The sequence below is a fragment of the Lysinibacillus sp. FJAT-14745 genome (genome assembly GCF_001275675.1).
In the GTDB taxonomy this organism is placed as follows: domain Bacteria; phylum Bacillota; class Bacilli; order Bacillales_A; family Planococcaceae; genus Lysinibacillus.
Genome location: NZ_LITM01000006.1, coordinates 128886 through 147920, shown reverse-complemented (window position 1 = coordinate 147920; position 19035 = coordinate 128886). Strand labels below are relative to the sequence as shown.

Genomic DNA, 19035 nt, shown 5'->3' with positions numbered 1-19035 from the left:
CCGCAGGAAAGCGAGTAGCCCGTAGCGGAAATCAGCCTCTTTGGATGTATAAAAATGGTTAATCAACACACCTGATATAGGATAAAACTATTTTAAATAGTGAAATCATATATAATGTCACACATTATATACGTAGAAATTTAAAGGATAGAAGAGCTTGATTTAATTCGCTCTATCTATCCTTTTTTTCTACCACAAATGACTGCATTTACTACAGCAAAAAATGAGTGTTGTTGCACTAGGTATTATTAGTTTCGTCGCTTCAAATCCATCAACATCACACCGTAATGGTATTATTCAAGATCTTAAAGGTGGAAATTGGCAGGGATTTAAATTTAGAAGTATAATATGAAATATATGACTATTAAACTACTTGATATAGGCGGTCGACTTAGTGAAAAAGCTTGTAATTACATATGAAATTTTTATGATTGTGTTAATCCTTATCTCAGTAGCCCTTGCTCTCATGGTTGATAAACGATTTGTGATTTTTCAACAAACTATTTGGCTCATATTCGTTGTGGATTACATTGTTCGTTTTGCACGAGCAAAAAACAAGTGGCACTATGTAAAGAAACATCCCTTAGAGTTAGTAGCTATAATCCCTTTCGATTCCCTTTTAAGAGCAGCTAGACTCGTCCGTATATTTAAAGTTCTTCAATTACTTGGCATCAGTTCTCGTTATTTTAAACCTTTTTATGCGGTGTTAAAAACGAATGAATTAGCCACAGCTTTCAAGTTTGGTGTCGCAATGTTATTTGTCATACCAATCCCGATTGCTATAGTTGAACCGGCAATTGAAACTTACACTGAAGCGTTGTGGTGGGGTTTGATTACAATAACTACAGTTGGATATGGAGATATTGCACCTGTTACCGTAGTAGGTCGATTAATGGCTGCTATATTACTAATGGTGGGGATTGGCATTGTCGGTATATTCACATCTGCAGTTACTAATTATTTTAGTAATAAACCTAAAGATTCTCGAGATAAGCAAGTCATGAAAGTAATTCAGTCGATTGATGAGATTGAAGACATAACAAAAGAGGATATTGAGTTTATCCAGTTATTCTTGAAAAGGAAATTATGAATATACGCTGAAGGGTTAGCCAACGGATGCGCCCAATTTAACAACAAGTGGCTGGGACAAAACTGGTCAAAACCTTAAAAAGCGCGAGAAATCAATTTAGAAACGTTGATTTCTCGCGTTTTTTCGATGTTAAATTTTGCGTTTAAAAATATGCTTATGTCATAAGCGACGTAAGTTATTAGTGCGGTATGAAAGTGTTGCATGAAGGTAGATGTCGATATTTTTCAAAAGTTGGTAGATAAATTAAAATAGTTGGTCGATAAATTAAAAAAGTTAGGTGATAAATCGATAAAGTTGGTCGATAAACAATCAAAAGTTCTCGACAAATCTCAAAACTGCAGCTCATTAAAGATTTTTGTCCCAGCCTCTTATTAGTTTAAATGAAATGTTTCACTATATATCTTTTTCATGGATACACTTCAAATTTTTATCATCTCTACGGAATCTTCATTTCTTCCCACGAATAATCTGGTATAGTCGCAATCCATAACGTATCTCCCATGATATCCACATCCCAAACGATGGAATCAATCGCATCAAACACTTTTTCAGGTCTTCTTTCATCTTTCGTGTTGATGGAATAAATAGCTTCACCTCTATGTGTATATCCGAATAATTTCTCTCCTTTTTTAATAAGTTTAACTACCACTTCATCAACTTTAATTTTTCTCCAATTCCCCTCTTGAAGATCTCGGATCCAAATTCCACTTTGTGTGGTAATAAATAGCCTATTATTAATCACTTTCATATCTAGAGGTTCATCATAACTATTTGGCATAGTTATCTCGTTCCACCCATCATTTGTCTTTTGCAAAATCTTCTTTTCTTCTGTGAATCCTACCAAATCACCATTATCCGATATTTGAACCACATAAAATGGTTTAGGAACTATAGCTTGTTCCCAACTCTCCCCTTGATTGGTCGAATAGTAAACCTTTTCATTTGATATTACAGCTATATGGTTGTTGATTGAATAATCGACGTTCTCAATCGTATGGTCTAATGAAAGGATTTTCGTTCCTTTACTTTTTGCTGTAATACCTGCCCATAATTCTTTTTCCGTTGCTGCATATAATTGATCATTCATATCAAACCACGCATGTGTTACATAATTATTAACTTGGAGTTCTGTCCATGATTCTCCATTGTTATGGCTCCATTCAATAAAAGGTTGCTTGGTTATACTAAATTGTGTTGGATTTTTGTCTCCCCATACCACTAAATTGTTATTTCCAGCGACAATCCCCGTAATCGCCATCCCTTTTTTTGTTAGATTATCGATGCCAATATGTTTGGATATTAATCCTCCACCGTATGGTAATTTATGAATGGCACTGACCACTTCTCCGTTTCGGGCATTGAATGAAATTCGAGTAAAACGGTTATCTCGATCATTTCCATACACTGTTAGAATAGGCATACCATCGATACTATCAAGTGTAAAATGATATCCTGTTGCCCAATCTTTTCCTGGTTTTAGTCCGTATTTATCTTTTGCTAGTTGAAGAACGTCCGCGCTATCCAACTTAATCTCATTGTAGGGTATTGTTGGACTCGGAGATTGCTTACTTGGTCTAAACACAGTAATTTTCTTTTCTGAGATACCAATTAGTACATAATCATCTGTACCTGGAACTATAAAGATCATAAACCAATTAAAGCGTTTCCCTGTTCCTCCTCTCGAGCCTCTCATCGTTTCATCCACACTGTTTACGCTTGTAAGTGTTGCGTTTACATTCCATTCTTTTGCTCGCTGGAGTCCAATGTTAATCGCTTCTTTTAACGTAATTTCACCATCTGAAGCGATTTCTTCACGATCAATCATTTTTACAAGAACTTCTTCTTTCTTACCAACCGTCATTGGAAAAGGTACTGCTGTGAATACATTCCGTTCTGAATATATATTAGGATAATCTCCGAACTTGTAAATTTTAGGAATTAATGTTTTTAAGGCTGCTAACACCACTTTTTTATCATTTAACAGTGTTTCTTGTAGCCCATTTAACTCTGGGCATTCTTTAGGTTGTGCATAAGCTTCAAAAGAACTCAAAGTCATTAATGATATGACTAAAATCAGTAAATGCAGTTCTTTCAAGATAAATTCACCTCTTTTCTAATTAATTTTCCCAATTAGAAAAAAATTATCAATCCATCTTAAAGTAGCCTGCACTGTTAGTTTAAATACATCCCTTCATTTTAACATAAATATCCAATAAAAAATCACTTCTTAGAAACTCAAGAGGTGATTTTTATCAAACTTTATTACAAATTATCAATCTTTATTATAAACGATAAATTTTTTGGGGATCATCACCAAAAGTTGTGGATGACATTTTTTAAAATATACGCCCTGCATATTGTTGATTGGAGTGGAGGCAGGGCGACTCTTTGGGGATCAGCAATAGAGGAACGAAGGCTAAAACCATCACATCCTGTGATAACGCCTTCATTACCAACATCGTGCTGCTGACGCTTCGTTAGCACTACGCTTTCGCACAAAAAACATCTGTTGGCCCGAGACCCTGGAGCGAAGCGTCAGCAACAATGTTTTAACTGTGCGAAAGCGAAGCGTCAGCAACAAAGCATACATTCACTTGTCTTTGATTTTACAGAGTACTGGAGAGGATTTTTTACGGCTGCATATTCATCCAACTATCAACATGATGGATGGCAAAACCACTATAGCTTGTTTTATTGGCATAATGTTGATGAACACGTGCTAATTGTTTATTCATATAGGCTTCTCCATTATCATAAAAGGTAATATTTTTCCCTTCATCAGAGGCACCTGTTTCTACGCCAATAACAACTGATTTGTTTACTTTTTGTGCATACTCTATTTCATTTTCCACTATTTTGATAATGTCTTTAGCTGTATCTCGATAGGCCATAATCGAGACACTATTAACTTGATCGATAACCCATTCAGCTAAAATACCATTGCCATACTGGTTGCTAAAAGCTATCTCATCAAACCAAAATGGCATATCGACTTCCAAAGGTATTTGTAATTGCTCTGTCCCCTCTTTCGCTTTAGTAAGAAGCGCTTGATAGGACTCAATTGTGTTTCCTTGGTTCAAGCTCCAACCACTATTTAAGTAGGGCTCTACATCAAGATGGACTCCAGAAAATTGCTCTGTTGCTGCTGCATTTTCATTATATGTATGTAACCAATCAAACAGCTGATCCTGCATTTCATAGCCCTCTGCTGAAACCCAGCTTGCTGAACCATCCAACGCATAGACTTTTATACCTTTTGCTGTTGCTTTATCGATAAAACTTTTGTAATAGTTACTTGCTATATCACTATTAATTTGTAAATATAATTTATTAATATGTTTGCTTTCTAAAAATGACAGTACTCCTGATTCATCTTCGACAATCTTTGTCGTATCCCATAACCAAGTAGCCTTATCTTGCATGGCCATTGCGTCTACCTTTCCCATTGTTAATCCTAGCGTACTTACAATTGTTACTATAAAAGCAATGATTGTTTTTGATAGTGAACGACTTACCATATATTACATCTCCATTCTATTTGCCAGAGGCTCATAGAACAGAACCTGGCAACCTGACAATCATGCACTACAATAGTGTTTAGACTCATGGCTTTGCGTCCTTCCCTTTCGATGAAGTTTGCCTTTTACAGTAGATTTCTTACCATACATAATACGATGTTAGAATGTATATGTCTGTAGGTAAATCGCATAATTTAATTGATAACTTTCAAATATGAGGATATGAACACAGGTTATTTTTACTATATTAGAAATAAGTAATTATACTGATAGTAAAGAGGTACGTGTAGCGAATGAAGATAATGGAGTGCAAAATTAGAGATAAAGATTCCTTTCGATATTTTTAACTAAAAAGAAAGACAGAATCACATATTTGTAATTCTGTCTAAATCTTCAACTATGATGTGTATTATTCTTTTATAAAAACTTATGCCTCTACGTTTTCTTTTTCATTTTCAAGCATTTTGTGCAAATAATTAATAATTTCACGAATACCTTCTAACGAATTTACCAGTATTTTCGGGTCTACGTATGTGATCATGCGATTTTCAAGATTAGCCACAGCTGTAAAATAGCGTGTTTTTGAATAATTGACAAGTCCCATCTGCTTTAATACTGACTCATCAAAATCAAGAATTTCACGAGCTTCTGTTACAAGTAATCCATAATTCACAACATCCGTGTTCAACACTATAATCCGTGCTGTTGCAGCATTAGAAGAACGATTATAAAGAATACGCTCAAAATCAAGCACAGGGACAAGCTCGCCACGAATTCTTGTGAAGCCTAGAAGATAATTAGGCAAGTGAGGAATCGGTGTTACTTGCTCTAACTTTTCAATCGAAATCGCTTGTTCAACAGGCACTGCATATTCCTCTGTACCACAAGCAAAAACTACTGCCTTTACACTTTCCATGCGGTCACATCCTCGATTCTTGTTGTTATTTTTTCGCAGACTCTTTGACGATTTCAACAAGTAAATCTGCTAATTTTTCTAATTCTTCGACTGGGATTTTTTCATTTGTTGTATGAATGTCCTCGTACCCAACAGAAAGATTTACTGTTGGGATGCCAAAGCCCGCAATAACATTAGCATCGGAACCTCCGCCTGAAATACCAAGCTTTGGTGTGCGATCGATGTTGTGTACAGCTACCATCGCTACTTGAACAACTTTATCTGATTCTGTTACACGGAATCCAGGATACATAAGCTTCACTTCAACTTCAGCCTTTGCACCTAATGCAGCAGAAACTTGCTCAAACGTCTCCTGCATGTGCTTAGTTTGTGCATCTAGCTTCTCTTGGTCGATCGAACGAGCCTCTGCAAGAATCGTTACTTCGTCACACACAATATTTGTTGCCTGACCACCCTCAAAGCGGCCAATATTTGCTGTTGTTTCTTCATCTAATCGACCTAGCTTCATTTGTGCAATACATTTGGAAGCAACCGTAATCGCAGAAACTCCTTTTTCTGGAGCAACACCAGCATGCGCTGTTTTCCCAATTATTTTAACGAAAATTTTTGCTTGGAATGGAGCTGCAGTTACAATTCCGCCTACTTTGCCATCACTGTCTACAGCAAAGCCGTATTTTGCTTTAATTTTAGAAGGATCTAACTCTTTAGCGCCAACGAGTCCACTTTCCTCGCCAGCTGTAATAATAAATTCAATATCACCATGTTCAATATTTTGCTCTTTTAAGCGTTTAGCCATTTCAAATAATGCGGCGATACCAGCTTTGTCATCAGCACCTAAAATTGTTGTACCATCTGAAACGATATAGCCATCTTCACGAAGAGAAGGTTTAATCCCTTTCCCTGGGACAACTGTATCCATATGAGAAGTAAAATAAATTGGTTCGATATCTAATGAACCCTTTAGCGTAGCAAGTATATTACCTGCTCCATGCCCGTTACGAGTATGTGCATCATCTTGTTCTACTGTAAAACCAAGCGCTGTTAATTTGTCGATTAAAATCGGCGCAATCACTTCTTCATGTTTTGTTTCTGAATCGATTTGTACGAGCTCAAAAAACTCTTCTACTAAACGACTTGTCATGTTGTAGGACTCCCTTAGTTTACGTGTTTTTCCACGTTATAGTATATGTATTATTTTAGCACAACGTTTAAAGAGTTGAAATAATTCGCTTACTGGAACTACGCTATAATTTCAATGCCTTTAAAAAGACCTTGTAGTAGATACTCATTTGCAATTGCTAATGCTGTTTCCTTTTGAACTTCATTAACCACAAGTAGGACCTCGGCTTGTTTAGTGCCACTTCCTGTACGATAGTGCAAAATTTCGTTCATTACCTGGTAGTTAAATTGTTGACGTTAGTTCATCAAATAAAGTAAATTCTTGTGTCATTTTGTTGCACTCCTTTAATTTTTTTCATTCCTTAAAATGAAAAAAGCACTTCAAAAGGACATATGTTCAGACTCTCCAATATGCGATTAAAAACTAATAAAATCAATACTTTTAGAAAATCTAATGTATAATGAACATAAACTACTTATAGAAGCATGAAATCGTCACTGAACTAATATGGAGAACAGTTACCTACAATCAATACAGGCTTATACAAGAATTTCATTAAAGGTATTGACGTTATAATATGGAAATATAAAAAATCAGTATGCAACATACGGGTCATTTTATTGAAAACACTATGTAGTGCTTTTCGTATACAGGGTAGAAAAGGAGGTCAAGATAAATGAAAATTACCATGCGATATGGGGTTGACGCTCCATTTTGGGTGGCCTTTTTAATTATTATCGGGCTGGTATTTACGTTATCGGGTGTGTTTGGTTCAGTCAATGGGTTTGTATTGGGCTATGGTTTGATTTGTCTTGTGACGGGCCTATGGATGTTTACATACTCAACAGCAATCAAAATCGCACACAGAGAGGTGATTTTGAGCCTTGCACAAGCTAAATCAGGTGATGAACTTCTTGATGTGGGAACAGGTCGTGGACTTTTAGCTATTTCCGCATCTCAAAGGGGTTGTAAGGTGACAGCCACTGATGTTTGGTCAAAATGGGATTTGGGAGGGAATGGAAAAGCTAAACTACAAGCTAATATGGTTGCTGAAAGTGTGGCAGAAATCGACATCGTGGATGCTGACGCTCGAGAACTTCCATTTTCGGACGGAAGTTTCGATGTTGTTGTCTCAAACTTCGTAGTCCATAACATTAAAAGTGTAGAAGGAAGAAGGAAGGCGATTCTTGAAATGTGGCGAGTTTTAAGCCCAAATGGTCGATTAGTCATTTCTGATTTCAGTAAAACTGCTGAATACATTCAAATATTGAATTCAGTTTCCAATCGCGTAGAAATAAAGCAATTTTTTTATACATTTCCGTTTTCAAAAGCTGTTGTTGTGCAAAAGATTTAAGAAATCAATAAACAAAAAAGATGTATTTACTAAAAGGTTCATATAATAGGGGGGGCAGAAAAAGGAAATGATGATTATAAGTTTTCTTTTTACTAGTTGGATATTAAGTTGGTTTAAGTTTGACGAGTTGTTTATTCAAGCACTCAAGGAACTATTTAACAAACAGGTGACAATTGCAAGTTATTATTTTATATTTTTTTGTATTGGAGCAATTGGAGACTTAATCTTATTTTTCAACGGAAATTATATAACCAATTTATTCAGCTAACGACCAGATTGCGGAATAAAGAAAACCGCTTATAACATTAAAGAGGCTGGGACATAACTAATTTGTCCCTTATGAAAGACGGAAAATTTTTAAATTAGCAAAGAATATAAACAGAAAACCCCGAACTATTACGAAACACAGAATGAACGTTTCGTAATAGTTGTATTCCAGTCGGAACGGACATCAACCCCTCGTTTTGCCGCAGAGCAATACTTATTGATTGCTGAACGAAGAAAAAAACCTGTGAAAGAGAAAATTCTTTTCACAGGTTACTTTATATCTACGTTTTGAAAGATCGCTTCTTTTTCTTTTTGTAGAGACTCCAAATAATCATCTACCTTATTATGTTTATCCTGTAGACGCCAAATCGTATTATGTACATCATCTTGTACACGAGAAACCTGCTCTCTTGCGGTAGATATTTTAGAATGGACAGACCAAGCTGAAAAAATATCATCAAAGAAATAGTCCGCAAATTTTACAAATCCATCTGTCTCAACTGGTAATGATTTTGTTGACATTTCATGTACATCCAGTAGTTCATTATGGAAACGCTGTAACGCAATTTGAGCATTATGAAGATAATTTTCGGACTTATCAAGTGCATCATGCTTTAAATGTGTAGCAATCAGTCCCCCACCAAAGAACGTATCCCAAGCTGAGTAACCATTTGCGGAATGTAAGGACTCTGCAGCTTGTCCAAGTTTTGTAAGTGCTGCTTCACCAGCCTCTTCTGCTTCCCCTATCTCTGTCATTAGTTGTTTCGTTAACATTTCTTCATGCGCTAATTGTTCAAGCCTTTTTGCCTGTTCAGGCTCATGTATTTGTAAATAGCATTTCTTTTTTACATTTAATTGGCTTAAAACTTCTTGCAACTCTTGTTCATCAATTTGAGTAAGTTTAGTGTTTATTTGCCCTAAATCATCTGTCAAATCTACTTCCATCTTCTTTGCTTCATTTATTTTTAATTCAAGAATGGCCGCTTTATCAATTTTTTCTGCACGTAGCTCATCTTGTTGCCCTGTCCACGTACGAATCATATTCATAAAAGAAAAGCCTTCTAACTTATCGAGTTTCAAACGAATTTGATTGAGTGCTTTAGAATGTTTGTAAGTTTCCTGTTGTGCACGATCGATTTGCTTTTCGATTAAAATCTTTTGTTCACTTAACCTACTAACAGTTCTTAATTGTGCATGAATCATCTCTTGCTCTTTTTGTAATTGTTTCCATTCCATTCATCTCAACTCCTCTTACATATATGTACGGATGAAGTGAGGTTTTGTTTCAATTATCTATCATCTCTAATAAAATCTTTTATTATCTAAAGTTCGTACAAATCAAAAAGAAAAGCCTAGTAATCCCAAAGGATACTAGACTTGTACAATTCTTATAGAGGAATATTTCCGTGCTTTTTCTCTGGACGTGTTTCGTGTTTGTTTGATAACATATCTAGCCCTTGAATTAGCTTAATACGTGTATCACGTGGATCGATAACATCGTCTACCATACCGCGAGATGCCGCAACGTATGGGTTTGCGAATTTTTCTTTATATTCTTCAATTTTTGCAGCACGTGTTGCTTCTGGATCTTCTGATTTTGCAATTTCGCGTGCGAAGATAATGTTCGCTGCACCTGCCGCACCCATAACAGCAATTTCTGCGTTAGGCCAAGCAAATACTAAGTCCGCCCCAATTGATTTAGAGTTAAGGGCAACGTATGCACCACCGTATGCTTTTCGTAGAATCACTGTAATTTTTGGTACAGTTGCTTCTGAGTATGCATAAAGGATTTTCGCTCCGTGACGGATGATACCACCATGCTCTTGTTTAACACCTGGGAAGAAACCAGAAACGTCTTCAAATGTGATGATTGGTATATTGTAAGCATCACAAGTACGAATGAAACGAGCAGCCTTGTCTGAAGAATCAATATCTAACCCACCAGCTAATACTTTAGGTTGGTTACATACAAGACCAACTGATTCACCAGCAATACGCGCAAAACCAACTACTACGTTTTTCGCAAATTCTGAGTGAACTTCCATAAATGAGCCTTCGTCCACTATTTGCTCGACAACTCTACGTACATCATAAGGACGAGTTGTTTCAATTGGTATAGCATCCACGATTTCTGGACGATAGTCATCGCCCTCTGGACGTGCCTGGCGCGGAGCTTTTTCTTTATTATTTTGTGGTAAGTAGCTTAATAGCTTCTTAATTTGATCGATTGCTTCTTCTTCAGATGGTGCGCGGAAGTGTGCGTTACCACTTACAGCATTGTTTACTTTAGAACCACCTAAATCTTCAGCAGAGATTTTTTCACCTGTTACCGTTTCGATAACTTTAGGTCCTGTAATAAACATTTGAGATGTTTTATCAACCATTAAAATAAAGTCTGTAATTGCTGGAGAATATACCGCCCCACCAGCACATGGTCCCATGATCACTGAGATTTGCGGAATTACCCCGGAGTAGATTGCATTACGATAGAAAATATGGCCATAACCATCAAGTGAAAGTACACCCTCTTGAATACGAGCACCACCAGAATCATTAATACCGATAAATGGTGTACCATTTTTTGCAGCTAGATCCATCACTGTTGCCATTTTTTTTGCGTGCATTTCACCAAGTGCTCCACCAAATACTGTGAAATCTTGAGAGAATAAGTATACTGATCGTCCGTTAATTTTACCGAAACCAGTTACTACACCATCACCAGGACCTTCCATCTTGTCCATGCCGAAGTCTACTGTACGGTGTGTAATGAATGGGTTGATCTCGAAAAATGTACCTTCGTCTAGTAATAATTCAATACGCTCACGAGCAGTTAATTTGCCTTTATCATGTTGCTTCTCGATGCGCTCATAGCCGCCACCAAGTTCAATTACTGTCTTACGGTCATACAAGTCATTAATTTTGTCGAACATATCCATACTGATCACTTATCCCCTTTTCCACTTTTATCGCATAATTCATATAACACACCGAAAGATGATTTCGGGTGCATGAAAGCAACCTCTGCACCACCAGCACCTGGTCCTGGCTCTTCGGATAAAAGACGTACGCCTTTTTCACGAAGCTCTGCCATACGCTCACGAATACCTGTTACACCGAAAGCTACATGGTGAATACCTTCTCCACGTTTTTCGATGTATCCGTGAATAGTACTTTTTTCACTCATCGGTTCTAATAACTCAATTTTTACATTACCCGCATCAATGAATGCAACACGAACCTGTTGAGATTCTACTTCTTCCACTTTCAGCAACTTTAAGCCTAAAGTTGCTGTATAATATGTAATGCGTTCATCAAGATCGCGCACTGCAATCCCAATATGATCTACTCTCTCCATGGTGACATCTCCTTCTGTTATGGTACATATTCTATTTTACAGATTTTTTCGTCAAAACTCTACTACTTGAGAAATTTTTCAGATTTGCTAAACTATTTATAAGAAAAGAAGGAGCGAACGAGCATATGAGTAATAAAAAATTTCAGAAAATCGTTGTTTATACGATGATCGCAATCATGGTAATCTCATCTCTAGCATTCGGCTTATCAATGCTAGTATAATGAAAAGCTAGGCGTCCGCATTACTGCGGGCGCTCTTTCTTTACCTTCAACCCCTTGAAAGACTGCTTAATTTCTAAATATCGATCCATTTCCTCTATAAATTGATAGAGTGCCGCTTGCGCTAGAAATTGCTCATGATTTTTCGGTAAAGGTAATTGAGCGAAATCTCGCTTTACTTGCTCTAATTTCTCTCTAAAATGACTAGCCGTATTTCCTGAATGAACATGCTCACCGAGGTCTTGTAAAAAGTCAGCAACGATAACCGCCTCTTGTACTATAACAGGAAGTGCCGTTATTTTCGGAAGAACCCTATCGATAATTTCTAGCTGCTGTTCACGCATATCAAAATACACGTAGTAGTCATTTTCACGTCTCGTAAAATGATTTTCAACATCTTTAAACGCTAGGGATTTCGCACTATTCAATGCTTGTATCGCGTCAATAATTTCCTGCCCATCCCACAATGTATCGCCTTCTCTTAAATAGTTGGCAATTTCTAAAAAAATCTTACTGTAAAGTTCCTCAATTTTAACTCGATAGTAATTTAATTCCTTTTGAATGTCTGGCATATACATATTTATAGCTATTCCCGTACCATACCCAATTGCCATTAATGCGAATTCATTAGAAACAAGTGCCCATGAAAAGCTTTTAGCCGCATAAATATGCATGATAATAACTGCACTAGAGACAAAGCCATCCGCTACTTTTAATGACACAATTGTTGGTATAAAAACGATCAGCATACCTGCTAATGTAAGCGGATGATAGGAAAATAGCTCAAAGCTCAAAAATGCATAAAGCATACCGATAATACTTGCGACGAATCGTGTATAAGCCGCATGAAGAGATTTTTTCTTCGTTGGCTGTACACATAATATTGTTAGAATACCAGCAGATGCATAAGAAGCTAATTCAAAGTATTGGGCAATGGCAATAGCGATTGCTGTACCAAATGCCGTTTTTAATGTACGATAGCCGATTGAAAACTTCTTCAAGTCGACTGCCTCCTATCTTTCAGTACTCTAATTTTACAAATGTGTTGAAGGCTATATATCACTACAAACATAGGCACATCACCATAACGTGGGGTTGATTTTCGTTCCGGCTAGGGGCGTCCGATGAGCCTTCGTTCCTCTTTTGCTTTTCCCCAAGGAGTCGCCCAGCCTCCACTCCAATCAACTAATATTCATTGAATAGGTTTTTACAAATGTCACCCACAACTTTTGGTGATGAGCCGCACTATATAGTTTTAGAAAAATAATGGGTTTCACCACAATAATGCCCAATATTTCTAATCAACACACCTGTTAATTTTATTCATTTCAAACTATAGGTGAATCATTTAGCCAATATTACAAATATTCCGAATGTCAATTGACTAATATATTGAATATAAAAGAAGGTTATCTATGGAGTCATGCTAATCGGGGATCAACTATCATGGCTAAGCAGTAAGCCTCCGCAGATGTTTTTGTAGCTGCGGGGCTTACTAATAGCTCCTCTTTTAACTCATAAAATTAAAGTTCGTCGCAGTATTCCTCAAAGTTTGCTTGTAGGTTTGTTACTACTGACATTGGGTCATGCCCCTCAATTTCATAGCGTCCAACTTCTGCTACTACTTGGCCATCCTTTAATAACACAAATGATGGGGAGGATGGTAAATGATCTTCACCGAAGTGATATCGAGCAGCTGCAGTTGCTTCTTTGTCTTGACCAGCAAATACTGTTACAAGATGGTCTGGACGTTTATCGTAATGTACGCATTGTGCTGCTGCTGGACGTGCGATACCGCCTGCACAGCCACATACTGAGTTTACCATGACTAATGTTGTACCTGGACGAGCAAACGCCTCTTCAACAGCTTCTGGTGTGCGAAGCTGCTCATAACCAGCACCCTCAATTTCTGCACGTGCTGTTTTTAAAATTTCTTGCATAAATAAATCGTAATCCATGTTCATATAGCGATAGCTCCTTTCAAGTTCGCGTCATCCTTAATTATGCCGCAGCATAATTGCATCCGAAGGCTTTAACTTCTTTCAGCTGAAAGAAGTTAACTTACTAGCTTTAGATATTCAACGCTCATACATCTCCTATCATAGCAGTTAGTGACGAATTTGTGCACCTAGTTGCTCATATTAAGGATCATATTATTTCTGTGATTGTTCATCGCTAAATAAACGATCTACACCTTGTGTGACTGTCAACTGTCCATTTAAAATTTGACGTTCTAAAAGTTGCACCTGTGCTTTACGTTCTGGATTACCATAAAACATATCGATTAAATGGTCGGTAATCATCGATTGGAACCAATCTCTCGTCTGATTTTGGCGTCTAATTGACCAGTAATTATTGGCCTCAACGATTTGTCTGAACTCCCCTATCGTACTCCAGACTTTGTCGAGACCACGTTTTTCCCACGAGCTTACCGGCATTGCTGTGGACATCCAACCCGGAGTTGCAGGCTGTAAGAAATGTAAAATTTGCTTGTACTCAGATACTGTTTTTTTAGCAAGACGGACATTATCACCATCAGCCTTATGAACAACAATGGCATCTGCTAACTCCATAATGCCCTTTTTCATGCCTTGTAGCTCATCTCCGGCACCTGTTAAAACTAACAGCAAGAAGAAATCAACCATACCCCGGACATACGTTTCACTTTGTCCAACACCGACTGTTTCTATTAAAATGACATCATAGCCAGCCGCTTCACAAATAAGCATCGTCTCACGTGTCTTTTTATGAACACCCCCTAGGGTACCAGCTGATGGAGAGGGACGAACAAATGCATTAGGCTTTTTCACGAGCTCCTCCATTCGGGTTTTATCGCCTAATATACTTCCTCCCGATAAAGAAGAGCTTGGATCAATCGCAAGGACTGCCACTTTTTTCCCCATCTCACAAAGCATCGTTCCGAAAGCCTCAATGAACGAACTTTTTCCCGCACCTGGAACACCTGTGATCCCAATACGAACACTGTTTCCCGTATGTGGTAGCAGCTCCTGTAAGAGTTCTTGTGCTTGCACTTTATGTGTCGCATTTGAACTTTCAATGAGTGTAATAGCTTTTGACAAGTGTGTACGAGAGCTTGCACGTACTTCTCGTGCAAGCTCCTGTATGTTTACATTGTCTGCTTTTTTCTTTCGGAATTTTTTCGGTGTACCATATTGCATTCCGTCGTGAGTTGCCTCTACTCCGTCCATAACAAATAGCGCACTTTCAGGCATTCCATTGTTTTTGTCCATTATTCAGACACTTCCTCGTAGCCTAAACGTTTGTAAATTTCTTCAATAATCTTTTGCGCCGATACAGGAATAACTGTACCAGGTCCAAAAATCGCTACTGCGCCAGCTTCATATAGGAATTCATAATCTTGTGCTGGAATAACGCCTCCAACAATAATAATGATATCTTCGCGGCCCAGTTTTTCTAACTCTGCTACTAATTCAGGAACTAATGTTTTATGACCAGCTGCTAATGAAGATACACCAATGACATGAACATCGTTTTCTACAGCCATTTGAGCTGCTTCAGCAGGTGTCATAAATAATGGTGAAATATCTACGTCAAAGCCTAAGTCAGCATATCCCGTTGCCACAACCTTCGCACCACGGTCATGTCCATCTTGTCCCATTTTCGCTACTAAAATACGTGGGCGACGACCTTCATTTTCAAGGAATTCCTCTGTCATTTGTTTCATTTCAGCAATTTGCTCTTCATCTGAGAAGTTTGCTGAGTAAACGCCAGAGATTGAACGAATTACTGCCTTATGGCGACCTGAAACAACTTCGATTGCATCAGAAATTTCACCTAAAGAAGCACGAGCACGCGCTGCATCAACTGCTATTGCTAATAAGTTTTCTTCACCATCTTGCGCCGCTTTCGTTAATCGAGCTAGATGTTTTTGTACTTCCGCTTCATCACGAGCTGCCTTCATTGCTTCTAAACGTTCAATTTGCTTTTGACGAACTAATGTATTATCAATGTCAAGAATGTCGATAGGTTCTTCTTTTTCTAAACGATATTTGTTTACACCAACGATCGTTTCTGTTTTAGAGTCAATTTTCGCTTGACGTTTTGCCGCAGCCTCTTCGACTTTCATTTTTGGAAGACCTGTTTCAATCGCTTTCGCCATACCGCCAAGTTCTTCGATTTCTTCGATTAATGCCCACGCAGATTTTGTAATTTCGTCTGTTAATTTTTCCACATAGTACGAACCGCCCCACGGATCAATGACTTTCGTCATTGCCGTTTCTTCTTGTAGGAACAGCTGTGTATTACGTGCAATACGTGCAGAGAAATCTGTTGGTAGAGCAATCGCTTCATCAAGTGCATTTGTATGCAGTGATTGCGTATGCCCCATTGAAGACGCATTCGCTTCGATTAATGTACGTGCCACATTGTTAAATGGATCTTGCTCTGTTAAAGACCAACCAGATGTTTGTGAGTGTGTACGAAGTGCTAATGTCTTAGGGTTTTTCGGATTAAACGTGGACATCATTTGTGCCCAAATTCGACGTGCTGCACGCATTTTTGCAACTTCCATGTAATAGTTCATACCGATTGCCCAGAAGAATGATAAACGCGGTGCAAAGGCGTCAATATCAATTCCAGCCTTTAGCCCTGTACGCACATATTCAAGACCATCTGCTAATGTATAAGCAAGCTCAATGTCATTTGTTGCCCCAGCTTCTTGAATATGGTAACCAGAAATCGAAATGGAGTTAAATTTCGGCATATACTTCGCTGTATATTCAAAAATGTCTGCAATAATTTTCATCGACATTGCTGGTGGATAAATATATGTGTTACGAACCATGTATTCTTTTAAAATATCGTTTTGAATTGTACCTGCTAATTGGTCTGGTGTAACTCCTTGCTCTTCAGCAGCAACGATATAGAATGCAAGAACTGGTAATACTGCACCATTCATTGTCATTGAAACGGACATTTGATCCAAAGGAATTTGGTCAAATAAAATCTTCATATCTTCTACAGAGTCAATCGCTACTCCGGCTTTACCAACATCCCCTGTTACACGAGGATGATCTGAGTCATAGCCACGGTGAGTTGCTAAGTCAAAGGCAACGGAAAGTCCTTTTTGACCCATCGCTAGATTACGTTTGTAGAATGCATTTGATTCTTCAGCTGTTGAGAAACCAGCATATTGGCGAACAGTCCAAGGACGAGCTACATACATAGTAGGGTATGGACCACGCGTATTTGGTGCTATACCTGCAACATCATTTAAATGTTTTGCCTCTTTAATATCTTCTTTTGTGTATATATCTTTAATTTCGATACCTTCATTGGTCATGAATTTTTCTTCTGACGCTTGAGGTGCCTCAGCTGCTAAAACTTTTTCGATTTCAACTGCACTAAAATTTGGCTTGCTCATCGTTGGACCTCCTTCATGCTAGCGAACACTGAATTTAATTTTTCAATGATGTTCTGTCCTGCGAAAATAAAGCCGTTTAAGCCGTTTGCTAACCAAGCTTCTTCTTCGTCTTTAAATTTACCTGCAACGTCAACAATTACGTTAGCTGGTTTGCCTGCTAAAATTGCTGGTAGTAATTCTTTAGTATTGTCATCATTACCTGCAATTACCACGTATGTTGCTTCTGTAGCGTTTAACCAAGCTAATGCTTCTTCAGCTGTAGCAACTGGCTCACTTTTTTCTGGTACTAGACCTACAGTGTTTAAGAAACCTGACACGAAATCGGCACGTGGTTTTGAGCTTTTTAGTGTACCTAATGCTAGGATTCCAGTTTTCACATTTGCCGCTGTCATTTCCGCACGTAATTGCTCAAAAGGTTTAGCAATTCGCTTAATTTCTGCAAACGCTGGGTTTGTTTCGCTTTCAAATACATCTGCTGGATTAGCATAAATATTTGTACCGATTAATGATTGCTTACGCGTTTGCACCGCCTTGATACGAGCTTGATAGGATTTTTCTAGTTCCTCCGCAAGCTTTCCAGATGCAGTGTAAGCGTCAATGCCTCCAGCTGCTTCAATTTCTAAGAATAATGCCCAAGCTTCTTTCACAAAATCTGCTGTTAATGACTCAATAAAGTAAGAGCCACCAGCTGGGTCTATAACTTTTAAAACATTTGTTTCTTCTTTTAAGATTAACGATACATTTCGTGCAATACGAACCGATTGATCTGTTGGTTTCGTTAATGCATCATGAGGGTGAACTGTAAAGACATCCGCACCGCCAATTAAGCCAGAAAGTGCTTCATTCGCTGAACGTAATAAGTTTACATAAACATCTAGCTTCGAGAAGCTTCTTAACGATGTTTCGGCAATAGTTGGAACTTTTACGCAATTAGCTACTCCATAAGCGGATGAGAACGCTTTCCAAAGTACTTTAAAGGCACGAAGTTTTGCAATTTCTGTAAAGAACTGTGTATCAACTGCAAAGGATACATAAAATTTCTTCGCGAACGCTTCAAAGCTTTCTTCTTGTTTTGCGTATTTTGCGGCTAATGCAAGTGCATATGCTAACTCTTGCACAGCATTTGCTCCTTCATTATGATAAACCGTCGTGTCTGCACCGACTGAGCGCACGCTCGGGTATTCATTTAAAGAGATCGGGTCTTTCGATACGATGAAACCTTTTACAGTTTCTCGCTGATTAACTGCTATTTTGTCGAACACTGCTAATAATGGATCATTTGAATTTTCAACCGTAATTTTAAACGAATATTCAGAGAAATAAGTCGCTAATTGTGCCAATACTTCTTCAGTCCATTCAAAATTCACACGGCTATCAATTGTTACTACTTCATTGCCTCGAGCTAAGCTATCATCAAGCTGTGCAAAAAATGCCTCGCTTGTATCAGCATATACTTGCTGTGCTACTCGAAATGCTTCGTTATTTTGTAGGGAACGGATTGTAGCAACTTGTTTATCAAGTTCTTCACCAAGTTTTGCTACTAAACTTTCTTGGGTGTAAAGAGGTTCTAATGTAATACCTTCACTCGTTTTCGTTAAAAGAGACTCGAATGGTTTCCCTTTTAAAGCCTTGATTGCTGCATCTTGCCATTCTGAATAGGATGGCTTTTCAAATTCAATATTTTTCATGTTGTTTGACATGCGGACGCTTAATCAGCTTCCCCCCTTAGTAGTTTCTATTTGTTATTCTACATGACAAATTGCGACTCGGAAAGCAAAAAAAAATCGGAAACC

The 19035-nt window shown here is 37.9% G+C and carries 15 protein-coding genes and 1 riboswitch; of the genes, 3 read left to right on the top strand and 12 right to left on the bottom strand.

Going from position 1 to position 19035, the window contains the following annotated elements:
* Nucleotides 1-394: 394 nt before the first annotated feature.
* Nucleotides 395-1090 (top strand): potassium channel family protein, encoded by a 696-nt coding sequence (locus AMS59_RS10720; RefSeq protein ID WP_053483749.1) that lies wholly within the window; start codon nt 395-397, stop codon nt 1088-1090.
* 436 nt (nt 1091-1526) lie between these two features.
* Here the strand turns inward: AMS59_RS10720 and AMS59_RS10715 are convergent, their stop codons facing one another.
* The 4 genes from AMS59_RS10715 to AMS59_RS10700 all read right to left on the bottom strand — a co-directional run bounded on the left by AMS59_RS10715 (nt 1527) and on the right by AMS59_RS10700 (nt 6665).
* The gene (locus AMS59_RS10715) at nt 1527-3185 is read right to left on the bottom strand and encodes a hypothetical protein (RefSeq protein WP_053483748.1); all 1659 of its coding nucleotides are present in this window, start codon (nt 3183-3185) and stop codon (nt 1527-1529) included.
* A 535-nt stretch (nt 3186-3720) separates the two neighbouring features.
* Nucleotides 3721-4608 carry a hypothetical protein gene (locus AMS59_RS10710; RefSeq protein ID WP_053483747.1) on the bottom strand — a complete coding sequence of 296 codons (888 nt, stop codon included), beginning with the start codon at nt 4606-4608 and terminating at the stop codon, nt 3721-3723.
* 44 nt (nt 4609-4652) lie between these two features.
* Nucleotides 4653-4741: riboswitch (cyclic di-GMP riboswitch) on the bottom strand.
* A gap of 294 nt (nt 4742-5035) precedes the next feature.
* Nucleotides 5036-5524 (bottom strand): chemotaxis protein CheW, encoded by a 489-nt coding sequence (locus tag AMS59_RS10705; protein ID WP_053483746.1) that lies wholly within the window; start codon nt 5522-5524, stop codon nt 5036-5038.
* A 25-nt stretch (nt 5525-5549) separates the two neighbouring features.
* A complete protein-coding gene (locus AMS59_RS10700; protein WP_053483745.1) occupies nt 5550-6665 on the bottom strand; it encodes a M20/M25/M40 family metallo-hydrolase in 1116 nt (371 codons plus the stop codon).
* Nucleotides 6666-7320: 655 nt separating this feature from the next.
* On the opposite strand from AMS59_RS10700, the gene AMS59_RS10695 reads away from it, so the two are divergent.
* Nucleotides 7321-7998, top strand: coding sequence for a class I SAM-dependent methyltransferase (locus AMS59_RS10695; RefSeq protein WP_053483744.1), 678 nt, complete (start codon nt 7321-7323; stop codon nt 7996-7998).
* Nucleotides 7999-8535: 537 nt separating this feature from the next.
* Here the strand turns inward: AMS59_RS10695 and AMS59_RS10685 are convergent.
* The 3 genes from AMS59_RS10685 to mce form a co-directional block, all read right to left on the bottom strand.
* Nucleotides 8536-9501, bottom strand: coding sequence for a hypothetical protein (locus tag AMS59_RS10685; protein ID WP_053483742.1), 966 nt, complete (start codon nt 9499-9501; stop codon nt 8536-8538).
* Between the two features lie 152 nt (nt 9502-9653).
* Nucleotides 9654-11201 (bottom strand): acyl-CoA carboxylase subunit beta, encoded by a 1548-nt coding sequence (locus AMS59_RS10680; protein ID WP_053483741.1) that lies wholly within the window; start codon nt 11199-11201, stop codon nt 9654-9656.
* A gap of 5 nt (nt 11202-11206) precedes the next feature.
* Nucleotides 11207-11620 carry a methylmalonyl-CoA epimerase gene (gene mce / locus AMS59_RS10675; protein ID WP_053483740.1) on the bottom strand — a complete coding sequence of 138 codons (414 nt, stop codon included), beginning with the start codon at nt 11618-11620 and terminating at the stop codon, nt 11207-11209.
* A gap of 125 nt (nt 11621-11745) precedes the next feature.
* On the opposite strand from mce, the gene prli42 reads away from it, so the two are divergent.
* Nucleotides 11746-11841: a stressosome-associated protein Prli42 gene (gene prli42, locus AMS59_RS25105; RefSeq protein WP_156304613.1), complete on the top strand. Its 96-nt coding sequence runs from the start codon at nt 11746-11748 to the stop codon at nt 11839-11841.
* Nucleotides 11842-11861: 20 nt separating this feature from the next.
* Here the strand turns inward: prli42 and AMS59_RS10670 are convergent, their stop codons facing one another.
* The 5 genes from AMS59_RS10670 to AMS59_RS10650 form a co-directional block, all read right to left on the bottom strand.
* The gene (locus AMS59_RS10670) at nt 11862-12839 is read right to left on the bottom strand and encodes an aromatic acid exporter family protein (protein ID WP_053483739.1); all 978 of its coding nucleotides are present in this window, start codon (nt 12837-12839) and stop codon (nt 11862-11864) included.
* A 522-nt stretch (nt 12840-13361) separates the two neighbouring features.
* The gene (locus tag AMS59_RS10665; protein WP_053483738.1) at nt 13362-13802 is read right to left on the bottom strand and encodes a BrxA/BrxB family bacilliredoxin; all 441 of its coding nucleotides are present in this window, start codon (nt 13800-13802) and stop codon (nt 13362-13364) included.
* A gap of 189 nt (nt 13803-13991) precedes the next feature.
* Entirely contained in the window at nt 13992-15089 is a 1098-nt protein-coding gene (gene meaB, locus AMS59_RS10660; protein WP_053483737.1) for a methylmalonyl Co-A mutase-associated GTPase MeaB, read from the bottom strand.
* Nucleotides 15089-17242, bottom strand: a complete 2154-nt coding sequence (gene scpA, locus AMS59_RS10655; RefSeq protein ID WP_053483736.1) for a methylmalonyl-CoA mutase — start codon at nt 17240-17242, stop codon at nt 15089-15091. Before scpA ends, meaB begins: the two co-directional genes overlap by 1 nt.
* Entirely contained in the window at nt 17239-18942 is a 1704-nt protein-coding gene (locus tag AMS59_RS10650) for a methylmalonyl-CoA mutase family protein (RefSeq protein WP_053483735.1), read from the bottom strand. Before AMS59_RS10650 ends, scpA begins: the two co-directional genes overlap by 4 nt.
* Nucleotides 18943-19035: the final 93 nt, after the last annotated feature.

Excerpts from the sequence above, each read along its gene's own strand:
- AMS59_RS10710 (WP_053483747.1), bottom strand. The coding sequence starts at position 4,608 with ATGGTAAGTCGTTCACTATCAAAAACAATCATTGCTTTTATAGTAACA.
- AMS59_RS10705 (WP_053483746.1), bottom strand. The coding sequence starts at position 5,524 with ATGGAAAGTGTAAAGGCAGTAGTTTTTGCTTGTGGTACAGAGGAATAT.
- AMS59_RS10700 (WP_053483745.1), bottom strand. The coding sequence starts at position 6,665 with ATGACAAGTCGTTTAGTAGAAGAGTTTTTTGAGCTCGTACAAATCGAT.
- AMS59_RS10695 (WP_053483744.1), top strand. The coding sequence starts at position 7,321 with ATGAAAATTACCATGCGATATGGGGTTGACGCTCCATTTTGGGTGGCC.
- AMS59_RS10685 (WP_053483742.1), bottom strand. The coding sequence starts at position 9,501 with ATGGAATGGAAACAATTACAAAAAGAGCAAGAGATGATTCATGCACAA.
- AMS59_RS10680 (WP_053483741.1), bottom strand. The coding sequence starts at position 11,201 with ATGGATATGTTCGACAAAATTAATGACTTGTATGACCGTAAGACAGTA.
- mce (WP_053483740.1), bottom strand. The coding sequence starts at position 11,620 with ATGGAGAGAGTAGATCATATTGGGATTGCAGTGCGCGATCTTGATGAA.
- prli42 (WP_156304613.1), top strand. The coding sequence starts at position 11,746 with ATGAGTAATAAAAAATTTCAGAAAATCGTTGTTTATACGATGATCGCA.
- AMS59_RS10665 (WP_053483738.1), bottom strand. The coding sequence starts at position 13,802 with ATGAACATGGATTACGATTTATTTATGCAAGAAATTTTAAAAACAGCA.
- meaB (WP_053483737.1), bottom strand. The coding sequence starts at position 15,089 with ATGGACAAAAACAATGGAATGCCTGAAAGTGCGCTATTTGTTATGGAC.
- scpA (WP_053483736.1), bottom strand. The coding sequence starts at position 17,242 with ATGAGCAAGCCAAATTTTAGTGCAGTTGAAATCGAAAAAGTTTTAGCA.
- AMS59_RS10650 (WP_053483735.1), bottom strand. The coding sequence starts at position 18,942 with ATGTCAAACAACATGAAAAATATTGAATTTGAAAAGCCATCCTATTCA.